This is a genomic window from Rubrivivax gelatinosus IL144, from assembly GCF_000284255.1.
GTDB classification, from domain to species: Bacteria; Pseudomonadota; Gammaproteobacteria; order Burkholderiales; family Burkholderiaceae_C; genus Rubrivivax; species Rubrivivax gelatinosus_A.
On the sequence record NC_017075.1, the window covers coordinates 3,045,454 to 3,058,938 of the forward strand.

A 13,485-nucleotide genomic window follows, 5' to 3' on the forward strand; every position below is an offset into this window, starting at 1 on the left:
ACCTGGGCGCGATCGCGCCGCCCGGCAGTAAGACACCGCGGCAGCACGACACCCGGGAAGCCCGGCATGACGGGCATCCGGTCGAGCGACCTGCCCCACCCTGCTGCACGAGGCACTCCAGCCACCAGCCGGTGCCGGCGCCCGCTGCCGATCGGCAGGCCAGGCACACTGCCGGCGCCCCGCGCGAACCCCCGCGCCCCAAACAAATCGCCCCGCACGAAGCGGGGCGTCGGACTCTTCGAGCGCCCGCAGCCGGCGCCGCGTCTTCAGGCCGGCACGCGCCGCGCCTGGCGCCCGATCAGCGGCACCATCGCCGCGATGGCCGCCAGCAGGATCACCAGTTCCAGCAGGTAGACGAAGACGTAGCCGGTGGCCGGGATCGAGATCCAGTGCGTCCACGGGTGCCAGGTGACGAAGGCCTGCACGAGGTCGCGCAGGATGCCGCCCAGCGCCATCGCCAGACCCGCGGCCGTGGCCTGCACCGCGCCCCAGGCGCCCAGCGCCAGGCCGGCCTGGTTGGGCGGCGCCAGGTTCATCGTCGCCGTCAGCGTGCCGTGGCCGAACAGGCCGCCGCCGAAGCCGATCAGCGCGACGCCGGCGGCGAAGACGAAGGGCGAGTTCATCGGCGCGGCGATGATGACGAAGATGAAGGCCGGGATGCCGACCAGCGCGCCCCAGCAGGCCATGCGGAACGGATCCATGCCGCGGCTCAGCACCTTGGACGCCAGGCCGAAGCCGAACAGGCCGCCCAGCGCCAGCGTCGCCGTCAGCTTGGTCGTGTCGCCGACCGTCAGCCCCAGCACCTGGCCGCCATAGGGTTCGAGCAGCACGTCTTCCATCGTGAAGGCCGCGGTGCCCAGGCCGATCGTCAGCAGCCGGCGCACGACCTGGTTGCCGTTGCCGACGAAGTGGCGCCAAGCCTCGACGAAGGACGGATCGTCGTCATGGCGCTGGGCGCCGCGGCGCGGGTGCCGGCTCTCCTGCTTCCACAGCGCCAGCACGTTGAGGATCATCGTCGTCAGCGCCGCGCCCTGGATCACCTGGATCAGCTTGGCCGGCGTGAAGTCGGCCAGCAGCCAGCCGAAGAAGAAGGCGCTGACGATGGTGCCCAGAAGCAGCATCACGTACATCAGGCCGACGACCTTGGGCCGCGCCTCGGGCTCGGCCAAGTCGGTCGCCAGCGCCAGGCCCACGGTCTGCACGGTGTGCATGCCGGCGCCGACGAGCAGGAAGGCGACGGCCGCGCCGAGCTGGCCGACCCAGGTCGGCAGCGCGCCCGACTCGCCGCCGCCGGACAGCACCAGCAGCGCGAACGGCATCATCGCGAAGCCGCCGAACTGCAGCAGCGTGCCTTTCCAGATGTAGGGCACGCGGCGCCAGCCCAGCGCCGACTGGTGGTTGTCGGACTTGAAGCCGATCAGCGCCCGGAACGGCGCGAACAGCAGCGGCAGCGCGACCATCACCGCGACGATCGAGGCCGGCACGCCGAGCTCGACGATCATCACCCGGTTGAGCGTGCCGACGAGCAGCGTCACCGCCATGCCGACCGTGATCTGGAACAGCGACAGCCGCAGCAGCCGCGACAGCGGCAACTCGGGAGTCGCCGCGTCGGCGAAGGGCAGGTAGCGGGTTCCGATCCCGGTCCATACCTGCATCAGTTTGCGGCCAATCGTGCTCATCGAATCAAGTGCTCCGCCGACGTGGGGCCGGCCTGGACAATCGCCGGAACCTAACCCGTGAAGCGGCGAAACGGCCTGCTTTTTGTCAAACGGGACGAGACGAGCACGCCGCGCGATGACGCGGATCATGGCCGCGTCATCGCGCGGCGAAGAAGCGCCGGGAACAGGGCTTGCCTGGATGACGCCCAAGTGCCCTCCCCCACCCTGACGACCGCCGACGACTCCGCGCCCGCCGCCACGCCCTGGCGGCCGACGGCCTGGCGTTTCGTCGTCAACGCCGCGTCCGGCCGCCACGACCGCGAGCAGACGCGTGAACGCCTGGAGGGCGCGCTGGCCGCCGCCGGGCAGTCCGGCCGCATCGACTTCGCGCCCGCCGGCGAGCTGGCCGCGGTCGCCGAACGCGCCGCCACCGAATCGGCGGCCCAGGGCGCGGCACTGGTCGGCGTCGGCGGCGACGGCACGCTCAACGCGGTGGCCGACGCCGCCTGGCGCGCCGACGCCGTCTTCGGCGTCGTGCCGCAAGGCACTTTCAACTACTTCGCGCGCTCGCACGGCATCCCGACCGAGCCCGACGAGGCGCTCGCGGCGCTGTTCTCGGCGCAGCCGCAACCGGTGCAGGTCGGCCGCGTCAACGGCCACGTCTTCCTCGTCAACGCCAGCCTGGGCCTGTACCCGGACCTGCTGGAAGACCGCGAAGCCTGGAAGTCGCGCCTGGGCCGCAGCCGCCTCGTCGCGCTGGGCGCGGCGCTGGCGACGCTGCTGGGCGAGCACCGCCGGCTGCGGTTGACGGTGGAAGAAGGCGGGCAGACGCGGCCGGTGCGCACGCAGACGCTGTTCGTCGGTAACAACCGGCTGCAGTTCGAGCAGGTCGGCCTGCCCGAGGGGCGGGAGGTCGAAAGCGGCCGCATCGGCGCGGTGATGCTGCGCCCGATCGGCAGCTGGCGCATGCTCGGGCTGCTGCTGCGCGGCGCGCTCGGCCGCCTGGGCGACGCCGACACGGTCGAGTCCTTCGCCTTCGAGCGCATGGTGGTACGGCCTTGGCTGCCCTCGGGCGGGCGCGTCAAGCTAGCCTACGACGGCGAGGTCGTGCGCGTGAAGCCGCCGGTCGTCTTCGAGGTCGCACCGCGGCCGCTGATGCTGCTGCTGCCGCCGCGCTGAGCCGATGAGCGTGCTGCTGCAGCTCTCGGACCCGCACTTCGGCACCGAGCGCGCACCGGTCGTCGAGGCGCTGGTGGCCTTCGCCCACGCGCTGCGGCCCGACCTCGTCGTGCTCTCGGGCGACATCACGCAGCGCGCCCGGCGCGCGCAGTTCGCTGCCGCGCGGCGTTTCGTCGACCGGCTGGGCGTGCGCTGTCTGGCGGTGCCGGGCAACCACGACATCGCGCTGTTCGACCCGGTGGCGAGGCTGATGCGGCCATATGCGGCCTTCCGCCAGGCCTTCGGCGCCGAGCAGTGGGAGCACGAGAGCGCCGACTGCCTGCTACTGGGCCTGAACACGACCCGCCCCTGGCGTCACAAGAACGGCGAGCTCTCGGCCGCGCAGGTCGAACGCGTGGCCGCGCGCCTGGCCGGCGCGGCTGCGGCGCAGCTGCGCATCGTCGTCGTGCACCAGCCGGTGGCCGTGCTGCGCGAGGAAGACCGGCGCAACCTGCTGCGCGGCCACGAGCCGGCGCTGCGCCGCTGGGCCGAGGCCGGTTGCGACCTCGTGCTCGGCGGCCACATCCACCTGCCCTACGTCGTCGCGCTCAAAGGGCTGGCGCGCCCGCTGTGGGCGGTGCAGGCCGGCACCGCGCTGTCCTCACGCATCCGCGACGGCATCTCCAACTCGGTCAACGTGCTGCGCTGGGACGGCCACCCCGGCGGCAGCTGCCGCATCGAACGCTGGGACTACGCTTCGGCCGGCGACTTCGTGCGCCACAGCGTCAGCGAGGCGCGGCCCTTGCGCTAGGCCACCGCGGCGACGCCGCCGCCGCGGTGCTTGGCCTGGTAGCAGGCGGCGTCGGCAGCGGCCAGCCACTCCTCGACACTGTGGCCGTCGCGGCTGAACTCGGCGACGCCCAGGCTGGCGCCGACACGCAGCGTGCGGCCTTCCCAGTCGAGCTCGATCGCGGCGATCGCCTGGGCGACCTTGCGCGCCACGCCCAGCCCCTGGGCGGCGTCGCAGTGCGGCAGCAGCAGCGCGAACTCGTCGCCGCCGATGCGCGCCGCCGAATCGCTGCTGCGCACGTTGTCCTGGATCGCCGCGGCCACAAGCTGCAGCATCGCGTCGCCGGCGGCGTGGCCGGAGCTGTCGTTGATCGGCTTGAACTGGTCCAGGTCGATCATCACGACGGTCGCCGGGCGATGGTCGCCGTCGATGCCGGCACGGGCATCGAGCACCTGCTGCACGGCGGTGAAGAAGCCGTCCCGGTTGAGCAGGCTGGTCAGCGGGTCGTGGCGCGCGGCGTACTCCAGCCGCTGGCGCGCGTCGATCTGGCCGCTGATGTCGTACATGCACCAGATCGCGCCGGCGGCCGGATCCTCGGCGTCGACCGGGCGGGCGCGCAGCCGGCTCCAGAACGGCGGCCCCTCGCGGCCGACGAGGCGCCACTCGCCTTCGTAGACCTCGCCGCGATCGAAGGCATCCGCGGCGGCGCGGCGCATCGCCTCGTCGTCGACGGCGGTAGCGAAGATGATCTCGGTGGCCTGGCCGACGAGATGCGACTCGTCGCGCCCGATCAGCCGGCAGACCTCGGCGCTGACGAGCTGGAAGCGACCGTCGCGCTCGAAGGCCAGCCCCACCGGCGAGGCCGCGAGCACCGAGCCCAGCCGGCGCAGCACGACGGCGCGCGCCTCCTCGGCGCGCATGCGTTCGACCGCGGCCTGGCGCAGCGTCGCCGCCAGACGGCCGATCTCGCCGTCGGCCTCGGGCCATTCGGTGCGCTGATCGCCAGCGATCAGGCGTGCCGCGCGCCGCTGCAGCCGGTCCAGCGGCTGCAGCTGCTGCGCCAGGAACCAGACCATCAGCGCCGCCATCGCCACCGAGAACACGGCGCCGACCTCCAGCGCCTCGATGCGCGCCTCGCGCAACGGTGCCTGCAGCAGCGCCCGCGGCAGGATGCGCCAGACCTGCCAGCCGGTCTCGGGTTCGCCGGCCATCGCGACGAGCTCTTCGTCCCCGGACCAGGCGCCGGCATGCGCCGACAGCGGCCGTCCGGCGCGCAGCCAGCGCTCGTACGCGGGCGCCAGGCGCGGCTCGGCGGACACCTCGCGCAGCACGCGGCTGCGGTCAGGGTGCGAGACGATGCGACCGTTGGCATCGGTGACGACGGTCACCTCCTCGTCCTCCACGTCATCGTCCATCGGGTCGTCCAGATCGGCAGCCAGGCCGCCGTCGACCAAGGGCATCGAGCCGAACAGCACGCCGTAGACGCGGCCATCGTCGGCCAGCAGCGGATGGGCGAGGACGACGACGGGCTTGGGCACGACCACGCCGACCATCGGACTGGAGATCACCGGCAGCCGGGTGCGCAGAGCGCGCTCGAAGGTCGACTTGCCGGCCACCGAAGCCTGGGGCCCGGTCAAGCCGTCCGCGGTCATCGCGAGCAGGATCGCCCCGTCGGCATCGGCGAGCGCGACAACGCTGAAGAAGGCCTGCAAGGACGTCTGCGTGCGGAAGAACTCGTTGCGCTGCCGTGCGTCGGCCATCATCGACGGCGTGACGAAGGTCGCGGTCGCCGACAGCGCACGCTGCATCGTGCGCACGCGACGGCTGACGACGTCGGCACTGCGCTGCACCTCGACCTGCTGCTGCTGCTCGACCGTCGTCTCGATGTGCTGCTCGGCGACACGCACCATCTGCGTCAGCGTCAGCGCGATGGAGGTGAACAGCACCAGCGTCGAGCCGACGGCCAGCCGCGCCTTCAGCGTCGGCAGCCAGCGCGCGACAAAGCCGCCGCGGCGCCCCACCGCCGCGTCCACCGATTCACCCGCTGCCAACGAAGATCCTGCCGACTCGTCCCGCACCCGCCGCCCCCGCGCGACACCGACGGCGTGGCGCCAGGATGGCGCACGCCCGGACGCGATTCTGGTCGGCCGGCGCAGCGCCGCAGCAACGAAAAGACGGGAGGCGACCGCCCATCTCGGCGCCGAACGCGCCCGCTCAGCGCTTGGAAGGACGCGGCTTGCGGGCCGGCGGCGGCGCGGCCGGCGCCTCCGCGGCCGGGGCCGGCGCGGCGGGCGTCGCCCGCTCGGAGCCCGGCGGGAGGGCCCAGTCGTGCTCGTCGCGGGCGGCGTCGACACGCTCCTCGGCATGCATCGCCGCGCTCGGCGAGATCGGGTCGCTGGCCGGGAAGGTCTCGTCCAGCGCCTCGTCGAGCAGCTTCTGGTAGGTCGGCAGGCCGGCGTCTTCGGGCTCGGCGGTGGCCGGCGGGGCGGGCGGGGTCTTGCGGCGGGCGGTCATCGGCGGTCCTTTGCGGCCACGGGCGTCGCCTCGCACCGGCAGGCGCCGTGCCCGAGGCGACGCGGCACCGCGCTTGCCCGCAACGCAGCACACCCCGACCTTCGAGAGGACCACCCCGATGTTTGCCCACACCAAGCGCCTGCAGTACACCGTGCGCGTCACCGAATCCAACCCCGGCCTGGCCAACCTGCTGCTCGAGCAGTTCGGCGGGCCGCAGGGCGAACTGGCCGCCGCGACGCGCTACTTCACGCAGTACCTCGCCGAGGACGACCCCGGCCGGCGCGACATGCTGATCGACATCGCCACCGAGGAGCTGAGCCACCTCGAGATCATCGGCACCATCGTCGCGATGCTGAACAAGGGCGCCAAGGGCCGCATCGCCGAAGGCGTCGACAGCGAAGCGGACATGTACCGCTCGATCTCCGGCGCCGGCAACGACTCGCACGTCACGCAGCTGCTCTACGGCGGCGGCCCGGCGCTGACGAACTCCGGCGGCGTGCCCTGGACCTCGGCCTATGTCGACACCATCGGCGACCCGACCGCCGACCTGCGCAGCAACATCGCCGCCGAGGCGCGCGCCAAGATCATCTACGAGCGCCTGATCAACGCCACCGACGACCCGGGCGTCAAGGAAGCGCTGGGCTTTCTGATGACGCGCGAGATCGCGCACCAGCAGAGCTTCGAGAAGGCGCTGTACTCGCTGCAGCCGAACTTCCCGCCCGGCAAGCTGCCCGGCATGGCCGAGTTCGCGAACGTCTACTTCGACATGTCGCAGGGCGAGACGCCGACCCGCGGCCCCTGGAACAAGGAGCCGACCTTCGAGTACCGCCAGGCCGAGACCGCGGTCGACGGCGGCTCGGGCAACGGCGAGGTGACGCTGGCGGCCGACGAAGCGGCCTGCGTGCAGCAGGCGGCCGAACGCCTGCGCTCGGACCCCGACAGCGACCCGCAGACCGGGGCGATGCTGGGGGCCGGCGGCGACGCCGCCGCCAACACCTCCGCCGCGCGCCAGCGCGGTGGCAAGGGCGGCACGGCGACGCTGGACGACGGCGAGCCGCGCAGCGGCGGTGCCTGAAAGCGAGGGCGCGACGGTTGGCCCGCGGCAGCGCCCGGGCCCGGGCACGGCGCGCCCGCTGCGCCGTGCCCTCGGCTGGGCGATCGTCGTCGCCGGCGCCGCGTTCTCGCTGCACGCCGTCTGGCGCGAGGTGATCTCGGGCCGGGCGGCGGTCGAGCATGCGTTCTACGGCGGCCTGTTCGCGGCGCTGGCCACCGCGCTGGGCGCGCTGCCGGCGCTGCTGCGCCATGGCGCCGAGCCGCGCATGCGCGACGCGATGCTGGGCTTCGGCGCCGGCGTGATGCTGGCCGCGTGCTCGTTCTCGCTGATCGTGCCGGCGCTGGCCGCGGCGCGTGCCGCCGGCGCCGGCATCAGCGGCTCGGGCATGCAGGTGGCGGCGGCGCTGCTCATCGGCGCCGGAGCGCTGATGGCGCTGGAGCGCTGGCTGCCGCACGACTACTTCGAGTTCGCCTCGCCCAGCGCCGCCGGCGGCCTGGACTCGCGGCAGCTCAAACGCGTCTGGCTCTTCGTCACCGCGGTGGCGCTGCACAACGTGCCCGAAGGCCTGGCGATCGGCACCGCGTTCGGCGGCGGCCTCGCCGAGGGTCAGGCGCTGGCGGCCGGCATCGCGATCCAGGACGTGCCCGAAGGCCTGGTGATCGCGATGGCGCTGCGCGGTGTCGGCTACCGGCCGGGCTTCGCGGTGGCGCTGGGCGCGCTGTCGGGGCTGGTCGAGCCGGTCGCCGCGGTCGGCGGCGCGCTCGTCGTCGCCCATGCCGCGATCGTGCTGCCCTGGGGGCTGGCGTTCGCTGCCGGCGCGATGCTCTTCGTCATCGGCCACGAGGTCGTGCCCGAGTCGCACCGCGGCGGCCACCCGCGGCTCGCGACGGCCGGGCTGATCCTCGGCTTCGCGCTGATGATGATGCTGGACACGACGCTGGGCTGAGCGCCGACGCGGTCTTGCGCGGCAGCGCCAGAATCGCGGGGACAACGGAGACCCCGAGATGACGCTGCAAGACTTCCCGATCACCACCAAGTGGCCGCCCCGGCACCCCGAGCGGCTGCAGCTGTATTCGCTGCCGACGCCCAACGGCGTCAAGGTCTCGATCATGCTCGAGGAGACCGGCCTGCCCTACGAGGTGCACCGCGTGTCCTTCGACAACCAGGACCAGCTCTCGCCCGAGTTCCTGTCGCTGAACCCGAACAACAAGATCCCGGCGATCCTCGACCCCGACGGCCCGGGCGGCAAGCCGCTGGCGCTGTTCGAGTCGGGCGCGATCCTGCTGTACCTGGCCGAGAAGACCGGCCAGTGCCTGCCGCGCGACCCGGCCGCCAAGTGGCAGACCGTGCAGTGGCTGATGTTCCAGATGGGCGGGGTCGGGCCGATGTTCGGCCAGCTCGGCTTCTTCCACAAGTTCGCCGGCAAGGACTGGGAAGACAAGCGCCCGCGCGAGCGCTACGCCAGCGAGTCGCGCCGGCTGCTCGCCGTGCTCGACGGCCACCTCGCGGCCCGCGCCTGGATGATGGGCGACGAGTTCACGATCGCCGACATCGCGATCTTCCCGTGGGTCAACAACCTCGTCGGCTTCTACGACGCCGGCGACCTGGTCGGCTTCAGCGGCTTCGCCAACGTGCAGCGGGTGCTCGAAGCCTTCATGAACCGGCCGGGCGTGGCGCGCGGCATGAAGGTGCCGGCGACGCGCTGAGCGCGGCGCCTCAGCCTTCGACCGAGGCCACCATGCGCGCCAGCTCGGCCACCGAGCCGGCTTCCATCTTGGCCATGATCGACGCGCGGTAGGCCTCGACCGTCTTCACCGACAGCTCCAGCTCCCAGGCCACGGTCTTGTTCAGCTTGCCGGCGAGGATGCCGTCGAGCACCTCGCGTTCGCGCCGGCCCAGGCGCGCCAGGCGCTCCTCGATCGTGCGCCGGCGCGTCTGCCGCGCCAGCGTCTCGCGCGAGAGCTCGATCGCCGCGGCGACGCGGTCCAGCAGGTACTGCTCCTGGAACGGCTTCTCGATGAAGTCGTAGGCCCCGGCCTTCAGCGCCTCCACCGCCATCGGCACGTCGCCGTGGCCGGTGACGACGAGGATGGGCAGCGGGAAGTCGCGTTCGGCCAGCCGGCGCTGCAGCTCCAGCCCGCTCATGCCCGGCATGCGCACGTCCAGCACCAGCGCGCCGGGGCGCTGGGCTTCGCGCGGCGGCAGCGCGGCGAGGAACTCGTCGGCCCCGGCGTAGCAGGCTGAGTCCAGCCCGACCGAGGCGAACAGGAACTGCATCGAGCGGCGCATCGCGTCGTCGTCGTCGACGACCAGGATCAGCGGCGTGTCTTCGGCGGCACTCATCTCGGCTCCTCGGTGGCGGGCGGCAGCACGACGCGCATCGTCGCGCCGCCGTCGGCTTCGGCGCTGGCGGTCAGCCGGCCGCCGTGGCTCTCGACGATCGTGCGGCAGATCGACAGCCCCAGTCCCAGGCCCTGCGGCTTGGTCGTGAAGAAGGGGTCGAAGAGCCGCGCCTGAACCTCGGGCGGCAGGCCGCTGCCGTGGTCGCGCACGGCGAGCTCGACGCCGGCAACGCCCTGCGCCGTCGTGACGACGATGCCGCGCTCGTGCGCCACGCCGTCGGGCGTCGCGTCGAGCGCGTTCTGCAGCAGGTTCAACAGCACCTGCTCGATCTCGATGCGGTCGGCCTGCACCGGCGGCAGCGCGCCGTCCAGGCGCAGCAGCAGCGGGATGCCGCGGCGCGCGGCGGCGTGCGCGAACAGCGGCAAGGTCTCGCGCACGACGAGGTCCAGGTCCAGCGGCTCGCGCCGCGCGTCGCGCCGGCGCACGAAACCGCGGATGCGGCGGATGATGACCGCGGCGCGTTCGGCCTGGCCGGCGATGCCGCGTGCGCCGTCGCGCAGGAACGCGGTGTCCGTGCGGCCGGCGTCGATGTAGCGCGTCATGCCTTCGGCGTAGTTGGTGATCGCCGCCAGCGGCTGGTTCAGCTCGTGGGCGATGTTGGACGCCATCTCGCCGAGGATGCCCAGGCGCGAGAACTGGTCGCGCTGCTCGCGGTGCAGGCGCGCGGCCTGCTCGGCCTTCTCGCGCTCCTGGATCTCGCGCGTCAGCTCGACGGTGCGACGGCGCACCAGGCTCTCGACACGCGCGACGTGCACCAGCCACCAGGCCAGCGCCGCGGCGGCCGCCGCGAACCACGGCCAGTAGCCGGCGACCAGGCCGCGCAGCGTGGTGTGCGACAGGTACTCGTAGGGGCCGATCTTCAGCGTGCGGAACAAGGCGTGCACCGAGCTGTAGTCCTGCGGCGCGGTCCAGGCGCGGCCGTCGACCGGGGCCATCGTCAGCAGGCTGGCGGTGACCGCCTTGGCGAGGTCGGGCGAGGTGCCGGCCAGGCGCGCGAACGGCCAGTCCGGGTACAGGCGCGAGGACAGCCGGCACGGGAAGGCGCCGGCCGGGCGTTCACCGACGACGGCGAACTCGTCGGCGCGCACGCGGCCGGCGGCGATCAGCTCCTCGAGCAGACAGGTGCGCAGCACGCCGGCGTCGGCGCGGCCGGTGCGCAGCGCGTCGATCACACGTTCCATCGGGAAACCGGTCTCGACCAGCGCCGCCAGCCGCGTCGGCTCGACGCCGGCCTCGGCCATCTCGCGCCAGACGACTCGCCAGCCGCCGAAGGCATCGGCGGCGACGACGGCGACACGCCGGCCGGCCAGGTCCTCGAAACGTTCGGCGTGGCCGGGCCGGTTGGGCACGACGACGGTCGAGCCGACGCTGTCGGTGGGCACCGCGTGCTCGCGGCTTTCCAGCGTCGCCAGCCGCGTGACGCCGTGCGCCGACTCCAGCTCGACGTAGTAGCCGGGGTTGGTGACGACGAAGTCGAGTTCGCCACGCCCGACGGCGGCGGCGAGGCCGGCCGCGTCCAGCGGCTGCAGCGTGAAGCGGTGCTCGGGCAGCGTGCGCCGCAGCTGCGCCACCGTCGGCTCGAAATCGCGTGCGGCGCGTTCCGAGCCCTGATAGGCGAGCACGCCGATGCGCACCTCGTCGGCACGGGCGACGGCGGCGGCGAGCAGGCAGCAGAGAACGATCAGCAGGCGCACGGCGTGGGTGGAAACGAAAAGGCCGGCTCGTCGAGCCGGCCCCGGGGGTCAGTAGCGTGCGTCCTTGGGCTTCGGGTCCTTCGGCCAGTCCTTCACCTTGTCGGGGAAGTCGGGCCGCGGCTGGTGCGAGAAGTACTCGGCCACGTCCAGCGCCTCCTGGTCCGACAGCCCGCCCTGGCCCAGCGGGAACTTCTCGTGGAAGCCGACCGGCATATTACGCTTGACGAAGGCGGCGGCGGTGTAGGTGCGGGCCATGCCGGCGCCGAGGTTGAACGAACGTTCGCCCCACAGCGGCGGGTAGACCGTGCGCCCGGCCTCGTCCTTCAGGCCTTCGCCGTCGGCGCCGTGGCAGACCGCGCACTGCGTCGCATAGACCTTCTCGCCGTTGGCCGGGTCGGGCACCAGCTTCGGGTCGATCTTGCCGACGCCGCGGCCCGGCACCTGGTCGCCCTTCTTCGTCGCGCCGCGCATCCAGTCGAAGTAGGCGACCATGGCCTTCAGGTCGGGCGAGTCGGCCGGCAGCGGCTTGCCGTTCATCGAGCGGCGGAAACAGCCGTTGATGCGGTCTTCCATCGTGATGACCTTGCCGGCGCGCGGTGCGTACGACGGGAAGAAGGCGCTGACGCCGACGTACGGCGAGCCGCCGGCCACCGTGCCGGCGTTCAGGTGGCACGAGGAGCAGTTCATGTCGGCGCCGACGTGCTCGGGCAGCAACTCGCGCGTCTCGGCGTTGAGCCGCATGCCGCGCACCAACTGCGTGGCGTCGGGCTCGGCCAGCAGCGCGGCCAGGCGCGGCGTCTCGAACTTCGAGGCTTCGACCGTCGGGTCCAGGCGAGCGCGCGCCTGCTTGACCTGGTCGGCGCTGACTGGGCCGGCACCGTTGCCCCAGCTGGCGCGCACGAAGCTCAGGATCTCGGCGATCTCGTCGTCGCCCAGGCGGGCGAAGCCGGGCATCGTGTAGACGCGCGGATGGCGTTCGGTGGCGGCGGTCTTCCAGCCGGTCAGCGTCAGGTGCAGCAGCGTCGCCGGGTCGCGTGCGGCGACCGTCGGGTTGCCGTCCAGCGCCGGGAACACGCCCTTGACGCCGCGGCCATCGGCGCGGTGGCAGTCGGTGCAGAACTGCGTGTAGCCCAGGCCGCCGCGCGTCGTGTAGCTCGTCTCGGGCGTGCCGCGCGAAGCCGTGCGTTCGGCCGGCGCCGGGCGCTCGCCGGGCAGCGCCGCGAGGTAGGTGGCGATGGCCAGCAGGTCCTCGTCGCGGAAGTGCTGGGTCGAGTGCAGGATGACCTCGGTCATGCTGCCCGAGACGGCGCCGAAGCGGTTCTGGCCGGTCTTCAGCAGCTCGACGGTGTCGGCCACCGGGCCCAGGCCACGCAGGTCGACGGCGTGCCAGTCCTCGACGACCGAGCCGGCGAGGAACTGCCGGCCGCCGGTGCCGCCGTCGCCCATCGCCTTCTCCTGGAACGCCAGGCCACGCGGCGTGTGGCAGGCGCCGCAGTGGCCGGGGCCTTGCACGAGGTAGGCGCCGCGGTTCCACAGCGCGTCCTTGGAGGCGTCGCGCACGAAGGGCGTGGTGTCGGCGAAGACCGCGTTCCACAGCCCCAGGCCGGCGCGCAGGTTGAACGGGAAGCGCATCGTCGCTTCGCGGTTCGGCGCGGCCACCGGCGTCACCTCGTCGCGCAGATAGGCCCACAGCGCGCGCATGTCCTCGTCGCTCAGCTTGGCGTAGGACGGGTAAGGCATCGCCGGGTACAGGCGGTGGCCGTCGGCGGCGACGCCGTGGCGCATCGCACGCTCGAAGGCGCCGAAGCTCCAGCCGCCCAGGCCGGTGGCGGTATCGGGCGTGATGTTGGTCGACCAGATCGTGCCGAACGGCGACTCGAGCGCGCGCCCGCCGGCGAGCGCGGCGCCGCCGGGTGCGGTGTGGCAGGCGACGCAGTCGCCGAGCTGGGCGACGTAGCGGCCGCGTTCGATCAGCGCGGCGTCGTGCTGCGGCACGGCGGCGCCTTCGACGACGGCCGGCGCACGGGCGATCCAGGCCGCGGCGGCGCCGCCGGCGAGCACGATCGCCGCCGCGGCCAGCGCCAGGCGCCGCGGGAGTCGGGAGGGGGTGGTGGTCATGGTCCGGGGACTTCTGGTTCTCGTGGGTTCGAGCCTAGGGTTCACCCTGATTCGTGGCGAGCCGGGCTTCCACGCCGCCGAACCCGGGTTTCCCCG

The 13,485-nt window shown here is 73.0% G+C and carries 11 protein-coding genes; 5 read left to right on the forward strand and 6 right to left on the reverse strand.

Annotated elements, in window-relative coordinates; all coding sequences use genetic code 11:
• Positions 1-266: 266 nt before the first annotated feature.
• On the reverse strand, positions 267-1,679 hold the full coding sequence (locus tag RGE_RS14010; RefSeq protein WP_014429074.1) for a PucC family protein: 1,413 nt from the start codon (positions 1,677-1,679) through the stop codon (positions 267-269).
• Between the two features lie 189 nt (positions 1,680-1,868).
• Between RGE_RS14010 and RGE_RS14015 the strand changes: the two genes are divergently transcribed.
• Positions 1,869-2,837 (forward strand): diacylglycerol/lipid kinase family protein, encoded by a 969-nt coding sequence (locus tag RGE_RS14015; protein ID WP_014429075.1) that lies wholly within the window; start codon positions 1,869-1,871, stop codon positions 2,835-2,837.
• A 4-nt stretch (positions 2,838-2,841) separates the two neighbouring features.
• Complete coding sequence (locus tag RGE_RS14020; protein ID WP_014429076.1) at positions 2,842-3,627, forward strand: metallophosphoesterase family protein; 786 nt, start codon at positions 2,842-2,844, stop codon at positions 3,625-3,627.
• Here the strand turns inward: RGE_RS14020 and RGE_RS14025 are convergent.
• Together RGE_RS14025 and RGE_RS24615 are read right to left on the reverse strand one after the other, a co-directional pair.
• Positions 3,624-5,657, reverse strand: a complete 2,034-nt coding sequence (locus RGE_RS14025; RefSeq protein WP_232504933.1) for a sensor domain-containing diguanylate cyclase — start codon at positions 5,655-5,657, stop codon at positions 3,624-3,626. The genes RGE_RS14020 and RGE_RS14025 overlap by 4 nt on opposite strands.
• A 163-nt stretch (positions 5,658-5,820) precedes the next feature.
• Positions 5,821-6,120: a hypothetical protein gene (locus tag RGE_RS24615; RefSeq protein WP_014429078.1), complete on the reverse strand. Its 300-nt coding sequence runs from the start codon at positions 6,118-6,120 to the stop codon at positions 5,821-5,823.
• Between the two features lie 118 nt (positions 6,121-6,238).
• On the opposite strand from RGE_RS24615, the gene RGE_RS14035 reads away from it, so the two are divergent.
• Genes RGE_RS14035 through RGE_RS14045 form a run of 3 tightly spaced genes read left to right on the forward strand, consistent with a single transcriptional unit; the run spans position 6,239 to position 8,880 of the window.
• Entirely contained in the window at positions 6,239-7,195 is a 957-nt protein-coding gene (locus RGE_RS14035) for a manganese catalase family protein (protein ID WP_014429079.1), read from the forward strand.
• Positions 7,188-8,120, forward strand: coding sequence for a ZIP family metal transporter (locus RGE_RS14040; RefSeq protein ID WP_014429080.1), 933 nt, complete (start codon positions 7,188-7,190; stop codon positions 8,118-8,120). Before RGE_RS14035 ends, RGE_RS14040 begins: the two co-directional genes overlap by 8 nt.
• Before the next feature lie 58 nt (positions 8,121-8,178).
• Entirely contained in the window at positions 8,179-8,880 is a 702-nt protein-coding gene (locus RGE_RS14045; RefSeq protein WP_014429081.1) for a glutathione S-transferase N-terminal domain-containing protein, read from the forward strand.
• Positions 8,881-8,890: 10 nt separating this feature from the next.
• On the opposite strand, the gene RGE_RS14050 is transcribed toward RGE_RS14045, so the two are convergent.
• The 3 genes from RGE_RS14050 to RGE_RS14060 are packed head-to-tail and all read right to left on the reverse strand — an operon-like array spanning position 8,891 to position 13,389.
• Positions 8,891-9,517, reverse strand: coding sequence for a response regulator transcription factor (locus RGE_RS14050; protein WP_014429082.1), 627 nt, complete (start codon positions 9,515-9,517; stop codon positions 8,891-8,893).
• Complete coding sequence (locus RGE_RS14055; protein ID WP_014429083.1) at positions 9,514-11,271, reverse strand: sensor histidine kinase; 1,758 nt, start codon at positions 11,269-11,271, stop codon at positions 9,514-9,516. The genes RGE_RS14050 and RGE_RS14055 overlap by 4 nt, the downstream gene beginning before the upstream one ends.
• Before the next feature lie 48 nt (positions 11,272-11,319).
• Positions 11,320-13,389 (reverse strand): c-type cytochrome, encoded by a 2,070-nt coding sequence (locus RGE_RS14060; RefSeq protein ID WP_014429084.1) that lies wholly within the window; start codon positions 13,387-13,389, stop codon positions 11,320-11,322.
• Positions 13,390-13,485: the final 96 nt, after the last annotated feature.